Source organism: Algoriphagus pacificus, assembly GCF_017254845.1.
In the GTDB taxonomy this organism is placed as follows: Bacteria; Bacteroidota; Bacteroidia; order Cytophagales; family Cyclobacteriaceae; genus Algoriphagus; species Algoriphagus pacificus.
In genome coordinates, this window is the sequence record NZ_JAFKCU010000001.1 from 1037572 (window position 1) to 1060244 (window position 22673).

The 22673-nt window shown below is 39.9% G+C and carries 19 protein-coding genes; 14 read left to right on the forward strand and 5 right to left on the reverse strand.

What is annotated here, in order from left to right; genetic code table 11:
- Nucleotide 1 precedes the first annotated feature (1 nt).
- Both asnB and J0A69_RS04325 read left to right on the forward strand, forming a co-directional pair.
- Nucleotides 2-1777, forward strand: a complete 1776-nt coding sequence (asnB, locus tag J0A69_RS04320; protein WP_206585271.1) for an asparagine synthase (glutamine-hydrolyzing) — start codon at nucleotides 2-4, stop codon at nucleotides 1775-1777.
- Nucleotides 1774-2997: a glycosyltransferase family 4 protein gene (locus J0A69_RS04325; protein WP_206585272.1), complete on the forward strand. Its 1224-nt coding sequence runs from the start codon at nucleotides 1774-1776 to the stop codon at nucleotides 2995-2997. The genes asnB and J0A69_RS04325 overlap by 4 nt, the downstream gene beginning before the upstream one ends.
- Here the strand turns inward: J0A69_RS04325 and gldB are convergent.
- Entirely contained in the window at nucleotides 2960-3964 is a 1005-nt protein-coding gene (gene gldB, locus J0A69_RS04330) for a gliding motility lipoprotein GldB (RefSeq protein WP_206585273.1), read from the reverse strand. The genes J0A69_RS04325 and gldB overlap by 38 nt on opposite strands.
- A gap of 213 nt (nucleotides 3965-4177) precedes the next feature.
- Here gldB and J0A69_RS04335 point away from each other — a divergent pair, with 213 nt between their 5' ends.
- The 11 genes from J0A69_RS04335 to J0A69_RS04385 all read left to right on the forward strand — a co-directional run bounded on the left by J0A69_RS04335 (nucleotide 4178) and on the right by J0A69_RS04385 (nucleotide 17292).
- Complete coding sequence (locus J0A69_RS04335; RefSeq protein ID WP_236032702.1) at nucleotides 4178-5077, forward strand: radical SAM/SPASM domain-containing protein; 900 nt, start codon at nucleotides 4178-4180, stop codon at nucleotides 5075-5077.
- A 129-nt stretch (nucleotides 5078-5206) separates the two neighbouring features.
- A complete protein-coding gene (locus tag J0A69_RS04340; RefSeq protein ID WP_206585275.1) occupies nucleotides 5207-7795 on the forward strand; it encodes an SLBB domain-containing protein in 2589 nt (862 codons plus the stop codon).
- Nucleotides 7795-8862 (forward strand): GumC domain-containing protein, encoded by a 1068-nt coding sequence (locus J0A69_RS04345; protein ID WP_206585276.1) that lies wholly within the window; start codon nucleotides 7795-7797, stop codon nucleotides 8860-8862. The genes J0A69_RS04340 and J0A69_RS04345 overlap by 1 nt, the downstream gene beginning before the upstream one ends.
- A 12-nt stretch (nucleotides 8863-8874) precedes the next feature.
- Nucleotides 8875-10164 (forward strand): oligosaccharide flippase family protein, encoded by a 1290-nt coding sequence (locus tag J0A69_RS04350; protein ID WP_206585277.1) that lies wholly within the window; start codon nucleotides 8875-8877, stop codon nucleotides 10162-10164.
- Nucleotides 10148-11083 (forward strand): glycosyltransferase family 2 protein, encoded by a 936-nt coding sequence (locus J0A69_RS04355; RefSeq protein ID WP_206585278.1) that lies wholly within the window; start codon nucleotides 10148-10150, stop codon nucleotides 11081-11083. Before J0A69_RS04350 ends, J0A69_RS04355 begins: the two co-directional genes overlap by 17 nt.
- The gene (locus J0A69_RS04360; protein ID WP_206585279.1) at nucleotides 11074-12477 is read left to right on the forward strand and encodes an O-antigen ligase family protein; all 1404 of its coding nucleotides are present in this window, start codon (nucleotides 11074-11076) and stop codon (nucleotides 12475-12477) included. Before J0A69_RS04355 ends, J0A69_RS04360 begins: the two co-directional genes overlap by 10 nt.
- Entirely contained in the window at nucleotides 12474-13604 is a 1131-nt protein-coding gene (locus tag J0A69_RS04365; protein ID WP_206585280.1) for a glycosyltransferase family 4 protein, read from the forward strand. The genes J0A69_RS04360 and J0A69_RS04365 overlap by 4 nt, the downstream gene beginning before the upstream one ends.
- Nucleotides 13601-14494, forward strand: coding sequence for a class I SAM-dependent methyltransferase (locus J0A69_RS04370; protein ID WP_206585281.1), 894 nt, complete (start codon nucleotides 13601-13603; stop codon nucleotides 14492-14494). Before J0A69_RS04365 ends, J0A69_RS04370 begins: the two co-directional genes overlap by 4 nt.
- The gene (locus tag J0A69_RS04375; RefSeq protein WP_206585282.1) at nucleotides 14491-15651 is read left to right on the forward strand and encodes a glycosyltransferase family 4 protein; all 1161 of its coding nucleotides are present in this window, start codon (nucleotides 14491-14493) and stop codon (nucleotides 15649-15651) included. The genes J0A69_RS04370 and J0A69_RS04375 overlap by 4 nt, the downstream gene beginning before the upstream one ends.
- Entirely contained in the window at nucleotides 15627-16802 is a 1176-nt protein-coding gene (locus J0A69_RS04380; RefSeq protein ID WP_206585283.1) for a glycosyltransferase, read from the forward strand. Before J0A69_RS04375 ends, J0A69_RS04380 begins: the two co-directional genes overlap by 25 nt.
- Nucleotides 16803-16878: 76 nt before the next feature.
- Nucleotides 16879-17292, forward strand: a complete 414-nt coding sequence (locus J0A69_RS04385) for an OsmC family protein (protein ID WP_206585284.1) — start codon at nucleotides 16879-16881, stop codon at nucleotides 17290-17292.
- Nucleotides 17293-17408: 116 nt separating this feature from the next.
- On the opposite strand, the gene rlmF is transcribed toward J0A69_RS04385, so the two are convergent.
- The 4 genes from rlmF to J0A69_RS04405 form a co-directional block, all read right to left on the reverse strand.
- Nucleotides 17409-18362: a 23S rRNA (adenine(1618)-N(6))-methyltransferase RlmF gene (gene rlmF, locus J0A69_RS04390; RefSeq protein ID WP_236032631.1), complete on the reverse strand. Its 954-nt coding sequence runs from the start codon at nucleotides 18360-18362 to the stop codon at nucleotides 17409-17411.
- 153 nt (nucleotides 18363-18515) lie between these two features.
- Nucleotides 18516-19034, reverse strand: coding sequence for a CIA30 family protein (locus J0A69_RS04395; protein WP_317194836.1), 519 nt, complete (start codon nucleotides 19032-19034; stop codon nucleotides 18516-18518).
- A gap of 46 nt (nucleotides 19035-19080) precedes the next feature.
- A complete protein-coding gene (locus J0A69_RS04400; protein WP_206585285.1) occupies nucleotides 19081-19812 on the reverse strand; it encodes an SIMPL domain-containing protein in 732 nt (243 codons plus the stop codon).
- Nucleotides 19813-19913: 101 nt separating this feature from the next.
- Nucleotides 19914-21395 carry a M14 family zinc carboxypeptidase gene (locus J0A69_RS04405; protein ID WP_206585286.1) on the reverse strand — a complete coding sequence of 494 codons (1482 nt, stop codon included), beginning with the start codon at nucleotides 21393-21395 and terminating at the stop codon, nucleotides 19914-19916.
- A gap of 90 nt (nucleotides 21396-21485) precedes the next feature.
- On the opposite strand from J0A69_RS04405, the gene J0A69_RS04410 reads away from it, so the two are divergent.
- Nucleotides 21486-22499, forward strand: a complete 1014-nt coding sequence (locus J0A69_RS04410) for a dipeptide epimerase (protein WP_206585800.1) — start codon at nucleotides 21486-21488, stop codon at nucleotides 22497-22499.
- Nucleotides 22500-22673: the final 174 nt, after the last annotated feature.

The window sequence follows — 22673 nt, forward strand, 5'->3', positions numbered from 1 at the left end:
TATGTGTGGAATCCATCTTATTTGGGGTAAAGGGGCGAATCTTACTTCCATCAAGTCTTTGATGGCTGAAAGTCACGATCGTGGGCCTGATCAAGAGGCTGCAATGAGTCCTTGGCCCGGCATGTGGGTAGGCGTCAATCGTTTAAAAATCTTACATCCAGGCCCCGATGCAGACCAGCCTTTTTGGTCCAATGATGGTAAATCCATGTTGATCTGGAATGGGGAAATTTATAATTACAAGTCCCTTCGGAGCCTGCTGACTAAGATGGGAAATGAATTTGCGACAGATTGTGATACCGAGGTTTTAATGAATTGGATTCGGGTATTTGGGGCAAAAGGATTGGAGAAATTAGAGGGGATGTTTGCTCTGATTTATGTGGATCTGAAAGACAGCTCTATCCTTGTGGCAAGAGATAAAAGCGGAGAAAAGCCACTTTATTATTCACAAAATCAGGATCGGCTGATACTATCCTCCGAGGCAAAAGGAATTGCTAAGTTGACCAAAGCAAAGTTTGATAAAGCCCAAATGGAAAATTACTTTTTCCTCAGGGCACCACTTCCTGGTAAGACTTTTTACAAAGGAATCAAAGAATGGAAAGCCAGTCGATACAGCCATATTCTTCAGCATTCAACATTTCGCTGGGATAACATTCCTTTGCCAAAGACCAAAGCTCAGGGCTTGAACAAAGAGGCCTTTTCAGGAATACTTAAAGAAGTGGTCGCAACTCAATTTCATGCGGATGTTCCCGTTGGAATAATGCTGAGTGGTGGAGCCGATAGTTCCTTGCTTTATACAAGTTGGTATCATCAGACGGGAACTCCCCTTCCAGCATATACCATACAGGTAGAAAAGAAATACCGCAGCAAATATGCCGATGGAGATGCTGCCATAGAACTTGTTAAAAAAGTACCCGCTGAACATCTTTTGATTCCTGTCGATCAAAAAATATTTTGGGAAAATTGGGAAAGGTTTGTTCAATCCATTGATTTTCCGATAGGGGATTCGGCAGGGTTCCTAACATGGATGATCGGAAAAGAGGCTAAAAAAGAAGTGAAAGTCTTGATCTCTGGTGCTGGGGCAGATGAACTTTGGGGAGGATATAAAAGACATGAGGCCTATGATTTTTATCTTCAAAATCATGCTTGGCTCTTAAAACTTAAGCCATTCTTACAGTCTCTCCCATTGGGAAGGAGTTTTGCAAAATTCATTAAGGCACTGGATCAAAATAAAGAGAAAACCTTTTTGAATTTCTCTGCCCTTGGACCAATCACTGATGATTTGGCTTCGGACTATGAGCGGATTTTTAATTCCAAATTGAGTCCTTACAAGACGGTTTTGGACTTTGATCGACAGATGTATCTGGTTCAGGATGTTTTAAAAATCCAGGATCAAATCCTCATGAGTCATAGTTTGGAAGGAAGATCTCCTTATTTGGACACAAAAATGCTTTCATTTTGGTCAGAAATCCAGGATGAAACAGTTCTCAAAAAGAAGCGTTGGATCAAGGAGTTGTTGGATGAGTCGGGCTTGAATTCAATTTCCAAGCGGGAAAAATTTGGCTTTGGTCTACCTTTGGAAGAATGGTTTGCAGAGGATGGTGAATTCTCGAAGCGTGTCTTTGCCAGCATCAAAGCTTTTGAGTCAAAACATGGTACCGCTTTTCCAGAAGAAATGAGACAGCTCTCAAGGTATCCTGAATCTGGAATCAAACATCATTTTCTGGAGCTTTACAACCTATTCCTTTTAGCAGAATGGGTTCAATTGCATCAGCTATGAGAGTCATTTATATTCATCAGTATTTTAGAACACCGGAGGAAGGCGGGGCAGTCCGTTCCTATCATTTGGCCAAAGGACTGGTCAAATCCGGAATAGAGGTGGAGATGATTACGGCTGGCAATCAAAAGGAGTATGATCAAAAATGGATTGATGGAGTCAAAGTTCATTATCTGCCAGTCTCCTATGATCAGAAATTCGGCTTTTTTAAACGTGTGAAAGCTTTTTTTGCTTTTAGTTCTCAGGCAAAGAAGTTATTGAAAAAACTTGTGAGGCCTGATTTGCTATACATTACCTCAACTCCTCTTACGACAGGTTGGATAGGCTTATGGGCAAAGAAAAATCTGGCTATTCCCTACATTTTTGAAGTTCGGGATTTATGGCCACAGGCTCCCATCGAAGTAGGAGCGATCAAGCATCCTCTGTTGATTCAATACCTTCGAAAATTGGAATCTAGAATCTACCAAAATGCCTTGAGTCTGGTTGCCCTGTCACCGGGAATTGCAGATCATCTTCGGAAAGTAAGTCCTGCCTCCAAAGTGAATTTAATCCCTAATTTTTCTGATTTGACCCTATTCGCTCCACAGAAGAAATCATCGCTTTTATTTAAGAAATACGGCTTGGGTGATCAACTGACTATTGCTTACACAGGAGCTTTGGGACAGGTAAATGCAGTCAATGAATTATTGGAATTGGCGAAATATGCGCAGGAGAAAAATAAAGACTGGCAATTTATCGTGATGGGACGTGGTAGCAAGGAACAAGAATTAAAAGCCTATGCAGCATTGCATCAACTAAAGCAGGTTAGATTTTTCTCTTTTGGATCCAAAGAAAAGGTGCAAGAGGTTTTGTCTCTAGCTGATTTTGCGTGGATATCCTTTGCACACCTGCCTGTATTAAAAACAAACAGTCCGAATAAATTCTTCGATGCAATTGCCGCTGGAAAAGCAATTTTGGTCAATCACAAAGGCTGGGTTGATCAATTGGTCAAGCAATATGAACTGGGGATTTCTTTTGTTCCAGGGAAGTTTGAGAAAAGCTTTGAAAAGCTTGAAGAATTGGCTTCTGATGAATTGAAATTGGCACAAATGGGTGAAAACTCGCGGAAATTAGCAGAGGCTTATTTTTCAAAAGAACTGGCTGTTTCAAAACTACTTAGAGCACTGGATCCAGAGCGATTTCCAGCTAGTTTTGGGGACGAGGCCTATATCCTGACTGCCTGAAAATCTCTTCTGCGTTGGCATTGTCCATCAGTTCTGGTAAAGTCACATCCTGATTAAACTGATAATCGTCTACGATATTCCAACCCAACCAACGACCCAATCTTCCCGGAGCTTTCGTACTAATGGCATCAGTAAAGGGAGCCTCTCCAATATATTTTGTGATGTCAAATGGATTCGTTTCGTATAGGAGTTCGTTTTCCACAAAATGAGCCCAGATGTATTCTTCATTGGCATAACACTCTGCAATTTCCTCTTCCGTGTATCCAATGATATACTGATCCGAAGTACAAGGCATAATTGCTTTTGTAAAATGATAAGCTTTGCCATAATAAATCATCTCGGCAAGCATGGTGTTGTCCTGAGGGTTGATCTGATTGAACTGGGATGAAAGAGCTGTGACTATCATCGGCACAATGTATGGGCGATCGTATCGCTCAGCCATGTATCGTGGCAAATCGGGCTGGAAACTATGAGTGGGAGGCAGGTAATAATCTAAACCAATAACAATCATATCCTCTGTCAGAATCAAATCAGAATTAAAGCCACTGAGGAAAGTGTAAACTTTTGGAATCTGAAATTCCGGAAAATAATGTTTGATGTATTTAAAGGCATTCTCTAGGTCCGTTTCAATGTCAGTAATATCCTGAAAGTTTACTTTCACGGAGTCATAAAGCACATTCATGGCAGAATCCTGATGAATCGCCAAGAGTTCTGAAATCAGAGAGTCAGGACTTGCATAAAGACTCCGGCCTAAATACCCCTCAGCAAAATCTGGATATTTTTCAATCAAAAACTCAAAATCCTCACTTGTTTCGGCCTGAAAGAATTCATCTTCTAGTCGGGTGATTTCGAGGTCGATATTTTGATCAAGAATTTCTTGGTCCAGTTTACATTCCTCACTTTTCTTTTCGCAGGAGAAAAGCAGAAGGATTGCCAAAGAGAAAAAAGAAAGTCTGAGAAGTTTCATGCCTTGTTAATTATTGTATTTCAAAAGTAATGAAACGAATGAAAGTACATTTTATTAATTCAAAGAATTCCGCTTTGTGGGCTAAGTGCAATTGATTTACTTGCTTCAGTGAAAAATAAATGGATTACGGCAAAAGCATTTTTTCAATACCTGACTTTAAATAAGTTCTGGAATTACCTGCTATTGCTTGTTTCATTTCAGGTTTCCAAGTGGATGGGGAAACCAATATTGTGGGGGAAGCCCACCACTTTGTCTATCGAACCCACGACCAGTTGCAATCTCCGATGTCCAGAATGCCCCTCCGGTTTGCGTTCTTTTACCCGGCCAACCGGCATGTTGCAGGAGCAATTATTCGAGAAAGTCATCGCTGAAGCAAAATCTCATTTGAGTTGGTTGCACCTCTATTTTCAGGGAGAGCCATTTTTAAATCCGAGGTTTCTGGAAATGGTGCGCTTTGCTGATCAACATAAAATCTTTACCTCGACTTCTACCAATGCCCATTATTTAGATGCGCAGCGAGTGGAGGAAGTTTTGGACTCAGGTCTCAAGCAGTTAATTGTTTCAATGGACGGAATTACTCAAGAGGTTTATGAAAAATACAGAGTGGGAGGAAATCTGGAAAAAGTCCAGTCTGGACTGGCTTTGCTGATTCAGCGGAGAGAGGAATTAAATAAAAGTTTTCCGAGGATCATCTTGCAGTTTTTGGTCACAGGGCAAAATGAGCATCAATTACCAGCTTTGAAAAAGTGGGCAGAGGAAAGGAAAGTGGATGAACTTCAGCTAAAAACTACTCAAATCTATGAGTTTGAAAATGGCTCTGAATTGATTCCAACCGATCTTGGGTATTCCCGATATATTCCTGCTTCAGATGGAAAATGGAAACTGAAAAAGAAGATTGAAAACAAGTGCTGGAGGATGTGGCAGGGAGCCGTGGTCACTTGGGATGGGAAGGTTGTCCCATGCTGTTTTGACAAGGATGCTGAACATGTGATGGGTGAGCTTCAGTCACAATCGCTCGCAGCAGTCTGGAGTTCACAAGCCTATTCACTTTTCAGGGAGCAACTTTTATCAGACAGAAGCCAATTAGAAATCTGTAAAAACTGCACAGAATAGCAAAAGCTGGAGAGTTCGGGAAAGTTGGTTTTTGGAACTATATTTGGTGGAAATTAGAAATTCACGGATTTTTAATCTTCATATTTGTTCGACATACACCCGGATTGATCGGATTACCACTCTTAAAGCATGATTTTAAAGAAAAGATTCTGGTACTTTTTTACCTTAATAGCTTTCCTCGGACTAGCGATTCCACAGGTCGTAGCACAGCAAACCACTGATTTGACAAAGATCCAAGTGGATGAAATGAGTGATACGGAAGTTCAGGAGCTAGTCAATCGATCTGCTCAAGCAGGACTTTCTATCGAAGAATTTTTGCAGATGGCTGAAATGCAAGGAATGCCTCCTGCTGAGGTTTCCAAACTCAAAGCAAGAATTGCCACCTTGGATTTTGCTGATTCTGGTTTCAAAAGATCTGGAGAGGCTTCCAAAAGAGACCCAAGACAACAGGCAGATTTTAACTTGATCATGGAAGGGATTTACCAGCCTCAGGCTGATCTGGATGGCATGGAAACAGAAAATCAGATCTTTGGCACATCACTTTTTTACCAGAAAAACAGAAGATTAAGCTTTGAACCTAGCTTGAATCAAGCCACTCCAAACAGCTACATCCTTGGCCCGGGAGATTTGATTTATGTCGATATCTATGGTCAATCCGAGCAATATTATGAGGCCACTGTCAATCCAGATGGTTTTGTACTTCTTGATAACATTGGACCGATTTCAGTTTCCGGCAAAACCATTGAAGAAGCGACTGGAATCATCAAAAACAGAGTTTCTAGATTTTACACCGGACTCAATGGCAGTAATCCAAATACATTTTTGAAAGTCACTTTGGGGAATGTAAGGACGATCAAAGTCCACATATTGGGAGAAGTCAGGTTGCCTGGTACATTTACCTTAAGTGCCTTTTCCACTGTATTCAATGCGCTTTATGCAGCGGGTGGACCTAATGCGAATGGTACGATGAGGGCGATAAAGCTGGTAAGAAATAACAAGCAAATCGCTGAGATTGATGTGTACGAACTCCTTATGAAAGGAACCGCAGATCTGGAAATGCAATTGCAGGATCAGGACGTGATTTTGGTTGCACCTTTCTTGTCAAGAGCTAAAATCAGAGGAGAAGTAAAACGTCCAATGACTTTTGAAATCGCTCCAGAAGATACCTTTGAGGATTTATTGCTTTATGCAGGTGGTTTTACAGATGAGGCTTTCAAAGACCGTGTGGCCATTTCTAGAATTACTGGAAATCAACGTTCAGTTTCAGATGTTTACCAAAATCAATTCAACTTATTCTTACTAAAAGGAGGCGATGAAATCACTGTTCAGAGGATTTTGGACCGCTACTCCAATCGAGTTCAAATTAAAGGAGCAGTTTATAGAGAAGGGATTTTTGCATTGTCTGAAGGACTGACGTTGACCCAATTGGTGAAAAATGCAGAAGGTTTGAGAGGAGATGCATACACCGCTCAGGCAAGTATCTTGAGAACCCAAGAAGATTTGAGTACGGAGATGATCCAAGTAAATCTCAAGGCAATTCTAGACGGAACTGCTCCTGATATTCCTTTGCAACGAGAAGATGTTGTGAGAATTGCCAGCATTTATGACATCAACAATGAGAAGTATGTTCAGATTTTGGGTGAAGTAAAGAGACCTGGAGTCTATCCTTATTCCCGAACCATGAAAGTGGAAGAGTTGATCATCATGGCGGGTGGATTGCAGGAATCTGCGAATACCCAAGATATCGAAATCGCAAGAAGGCTGGAAGATGCTGATTTAGGAACTCTTTCTGAAATTATTCCTGCTCAGGTCAACGAAGACCTATCTTATAATCCTGATGGCAAAGTACTCCAACCTTATGATCAAGTGATTGTAAGGAAACGAGCCAATTTTAACATGCAGAAACTGGTGGCAGTAGAAGGACAGGTAAATTCACCAGGGATTTTTGCAATTCAAACCAGCGAAGAACGAATTTCCGATTTGGTGAAACGCGCAGGTGGACTCAATCAGTTTGCTTATTCTAAAGGAGCTACTTTGATCCGTAGAACAGAATTTTTCAATACTGAATCAGAGCAGTTGAGAAGACAAAGAAATCTGGAAGAACTGAGATTACAGCTTTTGGCTGATCCAGCTAATTCAGAAGCTCAGGAAGAACTATTGGCGAGACTTTTCAAAGATTTGCCTAAAGAAAAACAATCTCCTGTTGATACGCAGTTGGCTCAGTCCAAGAAAGAGTCTCTGGATCAGATTGCTTCTGAAACTCCGGGTTTTGCAGTGAAAATCAAAGAGACTGAAGCTGTGGCCATTGATCTGGAAGCTATATTAAAAAATCCAGGATCTGAGGATGATTTATTGTTGGAGGAGGGAGATATTCTTTCGGTGCCAAAGCTTTTGCAGACAGTTAGAATGAGAGGGGATGTCGTTTATCCAACTACCCTGAGACATGAATCCAATAGAAGTTTAAAGCATTATATCAATGGAGCAGGGGGATTTGAAAGAAGAGCAAATAGAAAACAAACCTATGTGGTCTATGCTAATGGAGCGGTAAAACGTACCAAAGGATTTTTAGGCATCAGAAATTATCCACCTGTAGAACCTGGAGCTGAGGTGATTGTTCCAACCAAAGGGCCAAGGGTACCACTTCGTCTTGGAGAGATCGTAGGCATCACCACAGGACTGGCAACATTGGGACTTGTTATTTCTCAAATCAACTGGTAATGGCAGGAAGCAAGCACTTTTCAGACAATCAATTTACATTGAAGGAGGTTTTTCAAAACTTCTCCGATTGGATTTCCTATTTCTTGTCTCAATGGAAAATACTCATTTTGGCAGGTTTGATTGGAATGGCTTTGGGAGCATTGGTTTCTATCTTTAAAAAACCGGTTTTTCATGCGAATACCTCTTTTGTACTGGAAGAAGGAGATGGTGGTGGAGTTGGGCAAATGTCTGGTTTGGCATCCTTAGTTGGGGTTAATCTCGGCTCTTTGGGTAGTACCAGTGGGCTTTTTCAGGGGGATAATATCATGGAGCTTTACAAATCTGACCGGATGATTGATGAAGCTTTATTAAGTCCATTTAATGAGAATCAACTGTTGATTGATCGCTACATTGAATTTGAGGAACTGGATAAAAAATGGGCTTCGAAAGTAGATATCCCTTCCATGGATTTCTCCAAAGCCCGTGAGAATTTTACGGTTTCCCAGGATTCGGTAGTTAAAGAAGTTGCCAAATTAGTTCGGGACTATCAACTCAGTGTCACTAAGCCGGATAGAAAATTGAGTATCATTCAGGTGACAGTTTCCTCAAAGGATGAACTCTATGCGAAGGTTTTTAATGAGAGATTGGTCGAAAATGTAAACGAGTTTTACAAGGAGACCAAAACCAAAAAGACCAGCGAAAACTTATCGATTTTACAATCTCAGGCAGATTCAGTGCGAGCAATATTGGACCAAAGCATAGGGGCCTATGCCTCAGCAACAGACCGTGTTCCAAATGCCAACCCACTTTTATCTTCTGCAACTATCGATGTTAAAAAACGACAGATTGATGTGCAGGCGACAGGAGCGGTTTATGAAGAAATAGTCAAGAATCTGGAAATTGCTAAAGTGAATCACAGAAATAATTCTCCATTGATCCAGATTATAGATTCTCCAAGATTACCATTGGATCGGACAGAAATCCGCTTGGTCAAAGGAATGGTTTTTGGCTGTGCAATTTTGGGATTGCTGACTCTTTTATTTGTTTACTTCCGCCGTTTGTACCAAAAACATGTGCAGGAAAGCTAAAATCAAGCTGCCATGTTAGAAAAGCTTTCTCTTTTATCCATCGGAAGTTTCATTCGAAACAAATCCATTCAGAATTTTCTCTTCCTGGCGATCATCCAATCTTCCAATGTGCTGATTTCGATTATTTCCATGCCATTGTTGATCCAAAATATCGGAGTGGATCAGTTTGGTTTGGTGAACTTGGCTTTGGCGGTGATTATACTCTTAAACATCTTAGTCGGCTTTGGTTATAACCTAAGTGCTCCGCGTGATGTGGCGATCAATCAGAAAGATAAATCAGCGCTTTCTCATTTGGTTTCGAATGTATTTTCTGCAAAAATCCTTCTTGCCTCAACAGCCAGCTTGATCATTTTAGTGGCAGTCTTTGGATTGAATCTCTTCAAAGACTACCAGATGATCCTGGTATTCTCTGTGTTGATGCTTTTTTCGGAAGCCACTTTGCCTCTCTGGTTTTTTCAGGGAATGGAAAAAATGAAACTGATCAGCATTGCCAATATCTTTTCAAAGCTTTTGTTTTTGATGGGCATCGTGCTATTTATCCACAGCCCCAGCCAAAGTAAATGGGTCAATTTTATGATGGGGCTCACAGGTTTAAGCATTAACCTTTTGTTGCTTTTTTACATTCATGCATTTCTTGGAATCCGGGTTTACCGACCTGAGTTTTCCACCATATGGAGAAGCTTGAAAGCTAATATTTTGCTTTTCTTCAGCAATCTTGCAAGCCATATTTCCATTAATGGAGGCTTAATCATCTTGAGTTTTTTTTCCGTTGCGGAGACCTTGGGGATGTATAGTTTGGCAGAAAGAATAGTCATGGTCCTAAGGATGTTCCCTGCTATGATCATTCAGGCGATCTATCCCAATGCAGCCAAATTGTATGCTTCTGATGAGAAAGCATTTTTCAGATTCTTGAGGAATGTATATTTCCGGGTGGTTTTATTTGGGATTTTTATAGCAGGAATGACTTATCTCACGGCTCCTTGGACCATTCGGATTTTATCCCGTACAGACTTGCAGGAGTCAGTTACCTATCTTCAGATCCTTGCCTTAGTCCCCTTATTAGCTTGTTTGAATATCGCCAATGTGACTATGATGCTGGTGGCAGATTTAAAAAATTTACTTTTCAAGGCTTCTTGGATGATGTGTCTGTATATGATAATTGTTGCGACTATTCTTACCTATTTAATGGGTGGAGTAGGAATCTGCTTGGCTATTATCTCTACTGAAATTGCTGTTTTTATAATCTGTATGGTATTGTTGTACAGAAATAATCGAAAACTTTTCCATGGCTTTTACACCTGATCTTTCTGTAGCGATTATCCTGGTCAATTGGAATGGCTTTGATTTTACAGCAGCCTGTTTGCAGTCCCTGCGGAAAGTTGAGTTTCCCGATTTTCAAGTTATCGTTGTGGATAACGCCTCCGAGAATTCGGAAGGTAAAAGACTGTTATCCACATTTCCCGAAATTTTATTGATCGAAAATCCAGTGAACTTGGGATTCGCAGGGGGAAATAATTCAGGAATCAGAAGAGCTTTGGAAGATGGCTACACTCATATCATGTTGCTGAACAATGATACGGAAGTGGAACCTGATTTTTTGGGTGAAATGATGCTTGTATTTAAGATTCAGAAAAATTTGGGGATTGTTCAGCCTCTCATTACGTTTTTGAACGATAAAACTAAAATCTGGAGTGCCGGTGGTACTTGGAATAGCTTTTTGGGCAGAGCAATTACCAGGGGTGATCGGAATGAAATTTCAGCTTTTCAAGCCAAAGATGTGTCCTTAGACTGGGCAACTGGCTGTTGTCTCTTGATTAAGCGGGAAGCATTACTTGCAGCAGGTTTGTTGAATGAGGGCTATTTCGCCTATTTTGAAGATGTAGAATGGTCTTTGCGCTTTCGCAAAATGGGATATGGAATTGGCTTGGCCTCAAAAGCAATGGTATACCATGAGGCAGGTGCATCCTCTAAAAAGGAGCATGCAGAAGGAATTTTAAGTCCTCGGGTTTTTTACTTTCATGTGAGAAACCAATTTTATCTAATCCGGCAAAACTTAGAGGGATTGGCATTTGCAGCCTCTGTGACCTACCACATCTTCAGGTTTTTGGCTTGGATGGGCTATTTTTGTTTTCGGGGTAGGTTTAAAAAACTTCAAGCAGTAGTCCGAGGAATAAAAGATGGACTTGGAAATAAGTTAGAAAAAGCTCCAACATGGCCTTGATATTTTTCATTGTAATTGTTTTTGTGGTAGCTGCCGGATTATTTTGGACAGTTCAGGAAATGGTATTCAAAGGAAATTGGAAGTATTTCATCTATTTCTTAGCCGGATTTTTACCCTTTTATATCACCACATTAAGCCTTGTCTACCTTGCAACAGGATCCAGTGCTTTGGTAGGTGTATTCCAAGTGATCAAGGAGCTAATAGTCCTTTTGGCACTTTTTTCCTTTTTGATATATCAGCGGAAGATTTTTGAGTATCCATTTCGCTTCCAGTGGACGGATACTTTGATGCTGGCATTTCTAAGTTTAGCCGCCCTCTATTTACTCCTCCCGATTGGACAGGCCTCTTTTATGAATAAAGCACTTTATTACAAAGGCATGCTGATTCCCGGTATTGTATATTTTCTGGGGAGGAACAGTTCATTTAGCAAAGAGGAAATCAGAGGTTTATTTCAGATTTTTTTCTTTATAGCGATCAGTGCTTTTTTGGTCAATTTGTTTGAGAATTACCTTTTGGGAGCCCATTTGCAACAATTTACGGGTTATGCTTTATACAATCACGCCATTAATGATATTGATCCAAGTGGAAATTTTGGATTGACTTGGACGTTTGAAACTCAATCTGTCACCAAGCGATTGGCTAGTTTCTTTTCGGATCCGCTGGAAATGGCTAGTTCGGTACTGATGGGTTTTGCAGCGGGTCTGATCTGGTTTTTGACTAGTAAAAGAGAGTATAACTGGTTCTATATTTTGGTCATGGCCTGTTCCTTAGGAAGTCTGGTTTTTTCTGCTTCAAGGGCTGCTTTTGGAGCTTTTTTCCTGATGATCTTCTTTTTGGCTTTGGTTTTTGGGCTTTATAAACTAATTGCCGCTGGCTTTTTGAGCTTGCTGGCGTTTGCAGTATATGTGCTATTTTTTGCCTCCGATGATTTTTACTTTTTTGTATTGGATACCATCACTTTCGAGAACACCTCAAGTGTGGGACACGTGGTAGAATGGCTGCTGGCTTTAGACTCAATGGTTGGCAATCCTTTGGGAATTGGATTGGCGATGAGTGGTAATGCAGGGAGTGTTTCGGATGATTTACGTGTGGGCGGAGAGAATCAGTTTTTGATTTATGGAGTTCAGTTGGGGTGGTTAGGCATGATTCTTTATGTACTTACGCTAGCCTCAGCTGTGATTTTGAGTTTGAGAGTTTTTTATAGAACCGAAAATATCATGGAAGCAAGAATTGCTTTCGTGGCTGCTGCTGTAAAAGTTGGATTGTTATTACCGTTATTTACCGCCAATGCAGAAATGTATACTTATGTAGCATGGACAACTTGGTGGATGGCAGGTTATTCAGTGCATGCATACAGTAGACTTAAAACGGAAGAAAAAATGAGCCTTGCATGAAAGTATTGTTAGATCTCCAATATCTCAATGTTGCCACCACTGGGATCAAAACCTATATGGTAGAACTTGCCAAGGCGACCAAGGATCATCCACATCCTGAAATTGAGTGGATTTTTACCCATGATCCTGTCAAACAAGCGGCAGACAGCACTTTCAAAAGTCCCTCTTCAAAAATTCAGCGTCTCAATTATCATTTGGATTATTTCCGATGGAAAGAGTTTCAGCTACCTGATATGGTCAAAAAATACAAGCCAGATGTGCTGATTTGTCCTGATTTTGTTTCCCCGGCAGCCTCACTTCCCTGCCGTAGAATGACGGTTTTGCACGATGCGTTTTTTTGGCAAATGCCTCAGAATTATCCCCGTTGGTGGAGAAAGTACTTTCTGAATTTGATCAAAAAAGGACTCAAAGAAAACACAGAAATAATCACCACAACAGCTTATTCCAAAGCTGCTCTTCAGGAGCATTTGGGTGAGGAGCATCCAATACATGTTGTGTATCAAAGCCCCAAAAGTTTGAATGCTAGTTCTGATAGAGGTATTTTGGAAAGGAATAAATTAGAGATTAGATCGTATTTTTTTCACTTAGGGACTTTTGATAAGAGGAAAAACCTTCCGGTTTTGGTTCATGCCTTCAAAGCCTTTTTGGAAAAGGAGGGAAAAGACTTCAAGCTGGTTTTGGCTGGTGGGCCTGGACAAAGTGCTCAGATGAACGACTTTCCAATTGTGGATAAACTCGTTTCAGAACTAGGCTTACAAGATAAGGTGATCTTACCAGGCTATGTGAAAGATGAAGAAATTGTCGCCTTGTACCAACATGCTTTTGCTTATGTTTTCCCATCCGAAAATGAAGGCTTTGGGATTCCTGTAATCGAGGCAATGAAATTTGGGGTTCCAGTTATCCATTCTGACCAAGCTGCTTTGATTGAAATCTCAAAAGGAGCAGGTCTAGTTGCCAAAACAGGTGATGTCGAAGATTTGGCGGAAAAAATGATACTTTTGAGCCGGGATCAAGCCTTGCGGGAGGATCTTATCCAAAAAGGACTGCAGCAAAGCAAAAACTTTTCCCCTAAAAAATTTATAGAAGCTTTTCAGCATTTGATTTTGAATGCTGCTCCAGGATTATGAGGCAAATTATTTGTCCGGTATGTCATGCTGAACCTTCCTTCGCTCCGGAAGAATTTTCAATTATTCATTGCGATAGCTGTCGGGTTCGTTGGACTTACATTCCAAATGAAATAGACGCTGATGCGCTTTATGAAGATGAAGTGTATTCCGTTGTGGATAACCGTGAATCTATTTTTGAAAAAATCATCTTCAAAGAAGTAGAAAAAGTCCTAAAAAGGGCCAGAAAAATAGCTCCAGGTTTACATCATCTATTGGACTTCGGTTGTGGAAAAGGTCACTTCTTGAAAGTGGCAAAAGGGGAAGGATTTTCGGTGTTAGGAATTGAAACGGCTAAAAATAGAGCTGATTTTGCCAGAGAGAAATATTTGTTGGAAGTAAAAAATGAGTTCTATCGCGGAGGTAAAATCGAATCTGGAGATTTTGATTTTATTACGTTGAACCATGTATTGGAGCATCTTCCTGACCCGATGGGCTTATTGAAAGAGTTACTTGATCAAAATCTTTCATCTGGAGGATTGGCTTATATCGAGGTGCCCAGAGCCAATTCTTTGCAGGCAAACTGGTCAGGAAGTCACTGGATGCATTGGGATATTCCGAAGCATTTGACCCATTGGACTGAAACCATACTGGTCAATGAAATGGAAAAGATCGGATATAAAAAAGTTGGTTCGAGGAAGTTTTCCTTTCATCTTGGAGTATTGGGAATGCTTCAAACTTTACTTTCTAAAGTTGGATTTAAGGAAAATCTGATCTTAAGATTAAAACGTAAAAAGACAATTGGTCTTCTGTTTCTGATTGTGCTTTTTATCCCATTTGCATGGATTTTGGAAGGGTTATCCACAGTCTTCAATAAGTCAGGAATTCTTGGAGTTTATTTTGAAAAGAAATGAGCAAATCCAGAAATGTACTTTTTCTTCAAAGCAGTTCTGAGCTTTATGGTTCTGGAAAAATCATTCATCAGGTTTTAAGGATTTACAGAGAGGAAGGTTTTACTCCAGTCGTTGTATTGACAGGTAAAGGAGATCTTGCAGAACTCTTAAAAGCGGATGGATTCATTATCAGAATTCAAAATCTAGGAATCCTCAGAAGAAAATATGTAACTATTTCTGGACTTATCAACAGGTTCAAAAAGAACAAAACAGCCTATAAATTTCTGGATCAACTTCACCAGGAATTTGCCTTTGAGTTGGTTTATTCCAATACTTTGGCTGTTTTTATAGGAGCTTATTGGGCTAGTAAAAATAGGCTTCCTCATACTTGGCATATTCATGAGATCCTTCATGGACCTAAGCCATTGATTCAGTTTTTAAGCTATCTGTTGGATAGGTCTACCAAGTATCCTATTGCAGTATCAGAGGCTGTAAAAAATCACTGGAAATCAAAATTGGAGAAATCGAAAATTGAAGTTATCCACAATGGAATTCCATACGAATCCTATTTGCAGGAGGATTTGAGTTCAAAAGAAGAATTAGGATTGCCTGTGGAAAAGTTGATTGTTTCAATGATTGGTCGGATCAATCCAGGCAAGGGTCAGTTGTTTTTTTTAGAAATGGCACAAGCTATTTTAAGGACTTATCCACATGTTCATTTTGTCTTAGTAGGAGATCCTTTTCCTGGCTATGAATCAATCCAGGTAGAAATACAAAGCGTAATTAGCAGGGAAAAACTTCAGAATTCTATCACGGATTTGGGTTTTAGAAAAGATATTCCAAAAGTTTTAGCTGCTACTGATATATTTGTCCTTCCTTCTATCCTGCCAGATTCCTTTCCGACGGTTATTTTGGAGGCAATGGCATCGGGATTGCCTGTTGTAGCTACAAGATCGGGTGGGGCTGAAGAAATGGTGACTGAGGGAGAGACTGGATTCCTGATTCCTATTGGAGATATTGAGGAAGGTAAACTTGCCATTCAGAAGTTGATAGAAAGTGAAGCCTTGAGAAAAGAAATGGGATCGAATGGAAGAAAAAAGGTTTTGCAGGAGTACAGTTTTGAGCAATTCAAAGAAAAAATCAAAAACCATCTATGGCAAACAATAAGCGGAAATTGAAAGTGGCCATTATGGGCGCCAAAGGCTATCCGTATGTCTATGGTGGCTATGATACGATGGTCAAAGAACTCGGAGAACGCTTAGTTGCCAAAGGAGTCCATGTTCGGGTTTACAACCATAAATCTCTTTTCAAAGAAAAGCCTCGGTATGTTAACGGTATAGAATGCATCTACATGGGTGCGGTGGAATCTAAAATCGGGACTCAACTTTCTCATACCTTTTTCTCAATGATCCATGCCTGCTTTTCTGATGTGGATGTGATTTTTGTGGTCAATAGTGGTAATGGTCCAATTGGTTGGGTTTCTAGATTTTTCCGAAAGAAATCAGTTATCAATGTTGACGGTTTAGAATGGCTCCGTCCAAAGTGGAAAGGTATTGGTTCCAAGTATTTTTTCTGGGCCTCAAGATTGGCTACTAAATATTTTGACCGCATCATCAATGATTCGGATGAAATGCAGCGAGTTTACAAAGAGCTGTTTAATGCCGATTCTCAGGTGATTGCTTACGGGGCAGCTGTAAAAGAAGATGTGGAGATTGCACCTATTGAGAAATGGGGCATTGCTCCTCAGGATTATTTTCTGATCGTGGGTAGATTGGTGCCAGATAATAATGCCGATCTTATCATTAAAGGATTTTTGAAATCCGATTCCCAGAAGAAATTGGTTATTGTAGGGGATGTGCCCTTTATGGACGAATACGCTACTGTACTAAAAAGTCTGGAAGATGAGCGTTTGTTGTTTTTGGGCTATGTGACAGATCCTCATGAACTGGGAGCTTGGTATTCTCATTGCTATGCTTATTTCCATGGACATGAATACGGAGGAACAAATCCGGCCATGTTGAAAGCTCTGGGTTATGGCTGTGCAGTTTTGGCTTTGGATACACCTTTTAATCAGGAAATGCTTCAAAATGGAAAGCATGGTTGGTATTTTCAGAAAAATGTGGATTCTGTCAAGGATATCGTCGAGACGGCCGAGGCTAGTGAAGAGCGAATGGACTATTTCAGAAAGACCGCTAGAGAAGGGCTAATCCAAAAATATAATTGGGATTATGTCACGGAACAATACCTGCAGGTTTTTGAAGAATTGGCCGGTTTTAAGGTTTCTTCAAATTCCTCGGAAAAAGCGAAACTAAAGGAAATACAATCTTGATTTAGGGGAAAAACAATGAACCAAAACCCTTGTTTTTTCATTATAGACATAACTTTTAACCATAATAATTTTAACAATGATTAGAAAAGCAACCGCCGTATGGCAAGGAACTGGAAAAGACGGAAAGGGTCATCTCAGCACCCCAAGTACAGTTTTAGATAAAACACAATATTCTTTCAATTCCCGTTTTGCAGAAGGAGTTGGTACCAACCCAGAGGAATTAGTAGCAGCTGCACATGCAGGATGTTTTGCGATGAAATTAAGCTTTAATCTACAGGAAGCTGGTTTTGAAGCGAAGGAACTGGATGTGACTGCAAATATCACTTTTGAGGATGGTACTTTGAAAAAATCCCATCTCGTTTTGAAAGCTAAAGTAGATGGAATCGAGCAGGGAAAATTCGATGAATTGGTAAAAGATGCAGAAGCTAATTGCCCAATTTCAAGAGCCTTGAAAATGGATATTTCTGTTGAAAGTACTTTGAATGCTTGAGAAGTTGATTTTAGTAATTAGAAAGTAGAATTATAAACGGCACTTTGAAATTTTCAAAGTGCCGTTCTTTTTTCCAGTGGAATGTAAGTTTGAATCTAAAATTCGAAACTTCAATCTTATCCCCAGCGTCTTTTTCTCCAAGCTTCTTGTTTTTCGGGATTCAAAAAAGTCCAAGCCAAAATTCTACTTTTTTTATTTCCCTGAGCCATCTGGATTATTTTCCTTTCCGCTACTCTCGCTTTTTTTAAAGCAATAATCAGTTCTTTGAGATGCTCTTCTTTGCTGACCAAAGTAGTAAACCATAGGCAATTGTATTTATAAACAATGCTTTCTCGAATCATCTTTTGGATGAAAGCCAACTCACCTCCCTCGCACCAAAGTTCATTACTTTGGCCTCCGAAATTCAATTTTACTTTCTGTTCTTTTTTTCCTTTGAGGTTTTTGACTTTTCTGAGACTGCCTGCGGCTGCCGCTTCCGGTGATTCATGAAAAGGTGGGTTGCAGATGCTAAGGTCAAAAACATCATCAGATTTTATTATTCCCTCTAAAATGTGATCCGCATTTTCCTGAATTCTCAAAATGACTTTTCCCCGAAACTGAGTGTTGTCGTAAAGATTTGCTTGAGCTGCATCCAGTGCTTTTGGATCTATTTCAGAACCGACAAAAGACCAGTTGTAAATGGAATTTCCCAGGATTGGATAAATGCAGTTTGCTCCAGTTCCGACATCCAGAATTTTGATCTTATCACCCTTTGGAACCTGTTCATCATTATTCTGTGAGAGCAAATCAGCCATGTAATGTATGTAATCTGCTCTTCCGGGAATCGGCGGGCAGAGGTAGGCTTTTGGGATGTCCCAAGCTGAAATTTGGTAAAAATGCTTAAGCAAACTTCTATTGAGTTCGATGACTGCATTTGGATCGGCAAAATCAATACTGAGATCTCCGTATTTATTTTCTGAGACAAACTGACCCAGTTCAGGATGAGTGCTAATCAGACTTGGGAAATCATACCTTTCCCGATGAGCGTTTCTAGGGTGAAGTGTGGTCTTAGTATTTTCTTGTTTTTTCAATTTAATCTACCTCAAATAAAAGCTTCATGAATATTGGAGCAAATTACTTTTTATCGACCGGATTCATGCCTCATTAAAAAAGTAATCTCCATTTTAAGCTTTAATTAGATTTTAAGCTAGGCTTTTTCCTTCCAAACACAGGGAATCAAAAAATCACAACAATTGAATCGACTTTATTTCTAAATGAAAACCTTGTTCCTTTTTATTGCCTATCAAAAATGCCAACTCTTCAATCTGATCCTTGTCGAAGTTTGGAATCGAAAGTGTCCGACCTCTAAAGGCAGGGTACATCTTAGTGAGCTCAATTTCTATAATTTCCCATTCCCCACTTGTTTGAAATTCTCCTATATAGGAATGGCGATCATTTGAGTTTGCCTTTACTCGAAATTGATACTTGCATCCATCTCCTTTTAACTGGATTCTAATAATTTTTTGAGATTGAATTTGAAAAGTCTTCCTGTATCTCACTGAAGAAAAGCCACCATTATTTTCCAAGGATACAAAGCCTTCGAAAACTCCGTTTCCAGCATTATTGATATAGAAATTTCCAGATGATTTTCCGCCCATGACAACATCATCAACAATTCTCCAGTCTGTTTTGGGAGAATCTTTGTCAAATTGGTACAGTATGATTTTAGTGGAAATCAAGAATAGAATTAGTAAAGCTTTCACTAAGTCTTAAGAGACTAAGAGCTAAAATTGTTTGAAATGGATATTTTCAATCTACCTCGAAAACCAACTTCATGGTAATGGAAGCAGTTTTGTTTTTGTCAGCTGTATTAAAAGTTCCACCCCAGGAATAGTCTTCTCCGGAGTTTTGACCCGTGATCTGAAAGATTCCCATATTTGCCGAAATCAAATCCCCTAAATCGCCTTTGGAGTTTTCTGCGATTCGCTCAGCTCTGATCCGTGCATCTTCGGTTGCTTTGGCAATCATTTCCAACTTCAGCGATTCCAACTCTGTGTAGTAGTATCTAGGAGCCTGAGAATAAAAAGCGATGCCTTGATTTAGCAATTCTGTGATTTCACGACTGATTTTCTCTACTTTCTCCACCTCGGTGGATTCAATTTTTAAGGATTGATTTAAGGAATAGCCATCAAATGTTTGGCCCAAGTACCTTCCGTCATTGGAGTAATTCTGCTGATATTTTGGATTTGTATTCACTGCATTGAAAATGAGTTTTTCAGCAGGGATTCCTTTGGAAATCAAATATTCTGTAACCAGTTTTTTGTCTTTTTCAAGGTCCGCATAGGCAGATTTGAGATCAAAGCTTTCTCGGGTAAAATTCCCCTCCCAAACTACCAGATCAGAGGTGAAGTTGCTTTCGCCAAGTCCAGTGACATTGATTGTGCCCTGTGGTCGATTTCTATTGATAATCGCATTTCCCAAAACGATGGAAGCGATTACTATTGCTAAAGCAAATATGATAGCGGGAAGATTTTTGCTCATGATTTCTAAAAGTTTGTAATAAAATATCGATTGATTTAATCTTTATACCAAAAAACCCGCCAAGTAGCGGGTTTAGTAGGATCGGCAAGAATTTTTAACAATCAGTAAATTCGCTGCTGGTAGACTTGCTCTTTGGGTTGTTCCAAATCTATCAAGTACCCATTTACAACCGCATATTTAAGATTTCCATCTTTTGATAAATAGAAATTAGGAGCGGAGCTTGTTGTCCAACCCGAAGGAAAAGTATTGGTACTGTTCAATACCAAAATCGGTAGATGGTGGATTGTTTTTGGTTCACCGTTTTTCACTTTGACGGCTAAGAACCCTTCTTTTAATAATTCTAAAGCTTTGGCTTCATCGATAGCTTCAATGCTTTCAAATGTCTCTTCATAAACTGCCCCTTCTGTAAACTCTAAGCCGGTTGCATCTAAGGTTTCAGGAGCAAAATACACTTGCATGTCCCCAAGATCCTCAATGGATCCAGAAACATAATAACCTCCTGAGGTTTCGACTTCTCTTCTCTTGATAGCCAAATCAATAGGGTATTTTTTATCCTTTACGCTAACCAGCATTTCATTGATGATCAAATCCTGAAGCTTCGAATCATTGTCTGGGATTGAAAAATACTGATCGGTGCTGTATTGCTCATACCCTTTATTAGCAATTTCATAAAGGGTATTCAGGATGATCATAAAGTTCAGTTTCCGGATGTACTGCTTGTCTGGATCACCCCAGTATCCTCCCGATTCGATCAAAATAGTGCTTGTTCCCCACTTTTGAATATTGTCTCCAAATGCTCTCGGCTCAAATGCATCATCGTATTTACCTACTTGGCCAGGGACGACTTGTTGCAAAATTTGATTCATACCCACAATTGTCTGCATGGCTCTTTTCCGAACATCGTTTATATCTGTTGCTTCATTGTAAGCTGGCGCCAAAACGGAAATCGTCGCTTGCTTTGGTGTTCCTTCCGCATTGTAGTAGACCTGCTGGTCATGTAGGTTGAACCCAAATTCCGGCTCAAAATCATCCCTGGCTTTCTTCAGAATTATAGCTTCCGGAGATACCTGCGCTATTGCATCTCTGTTTAAATCAATATCCAGACTATTTCTCCTTTTGAAATCCTCAGCGCCATCTGGGTTGATCATGGGGATAAACTTGATATTCAAATTGCTTTTGAGATTTGATCTGATTTCGTCAAACTCATCACCTGAGCCTTCCAAAAAGTTGAAAAGATCGAACAAGGACATGGTCGCTGTACTTTCATTGCCATGCATCTGAGACCAAAGCATCACCTTGGTTGGCCCTTCTCCCCAAGAAAGGCTGGAAATGCTTCTTCCGTCAATAGAATTCCCGAGTACCTTAACTTCAAATTGGCTGGAATGCTTCTGAATCAAAGGTTGGATATCTGCATGCTTAAATCTGCGATGCGTGATAGCTGCTTCTTTAAAATTTTCATGCGCTGCTTCTAAAGTTGCGACAGAAAGTGGTTCAGTTGAATTTTTATTTGCAGTTTTACACCCAATTAGGGAAATGCAAAACAGCAAAAAAATGCTAAGGTATAAGCCCTTTGAATTTTTCATATTGGTTGGGGATTTCATCATTCTACAAAGTAAAACTAGCCAATGTGAATGAATTAGCACATGAATCAAGCTCAAAATTTCAATCGTACCATGAAGCTCTCTTATTTTGTTGAAGATTTACCATTGAAGCACACGTTTACCATTGCCCATCAAAGCAGGGATATTCAGGATACGCTGATAGTCAAATTAGAAGAGGATGGATTAGTGGGCTATGGAGAATCCACCACCAATCCATTTTATGGTATGACCGTGGAGAATATGAGCCTTGCTCTTGACAATTTTAAAGCAGAGGTGGAATCTGGAAAATGGGAAACACCAGAGCAGCTTTGGGCTATAGGTGCTGAGAATTTCAAGCAAAATCCATTCGCTCAATGCGCTTTGGATATGGCAGCATGGGATCTATTTACAAAGAAAAAAGGCAAAAAACTGTACGAATATTTAGAGCTCGACCCTAAGAATATCCCATTGACAAATTTTACTATCGGAATTGACACTGTTCCAAAAATGGTGGAGAAAATGAAAGAAGTTCATTGGCCAATTTATAAAATTAAGCTGGGGACTTCAGATGATTTGGCAATTGTGCGTGAATTGAGAAAGCATACAAATGCTGTTTTTAGAATTGATGCTAATTGTGCCTGGACTGCCCAGCAGGCGATTGATTATTCTTCGGAGCTGCAAAAGCTTGGAGTAGAATTTATGGAACAGCCACTAGGAAAGGATGATTTGGAGGGGATGAAAGAAGTCTATAAGCATTCCAAACTTCCGGTTATTGCGGATGAAAGCTGCATTGTCGAGTCTGATGTGAAAAAATGCCATGGTTTATTTCATGGAATCAATGTGAAACTGGTTAAAGCAGGAGGGATCACGCCTGGACTTAGAATGATCCATGAAGCCAAGTCATTGGGAATGAAAACAATGGTTGGATGTATGACAGAATCCTCAATCGGTATTTCTGCAATTGCCCACATTGCTCCGCTTTTGGATTATGTAGACATGGATGGAGCGATGCTTTTGGCTAAAGATCCTGCAAAAGGAGTACTTATAACACCAGAAGAAGTGACTTTCCCTTCAGGAAACGGGATCGGGGCTGAATTGCTTGGATAATTTTTTTTGAGTATCAAGTATCTAGAATCAAGTATCTAGAATCAAGTATCTAGATCTGAGAATTAAAAGCAAATAGATTTAGAATATAAAAAGGCCGGAATGAAAATATTTCATTCCGGCCTTTTTCTTCAAATAGTCATTCAAATTCTTTAAGATTCGGAAATCAGAAATCGT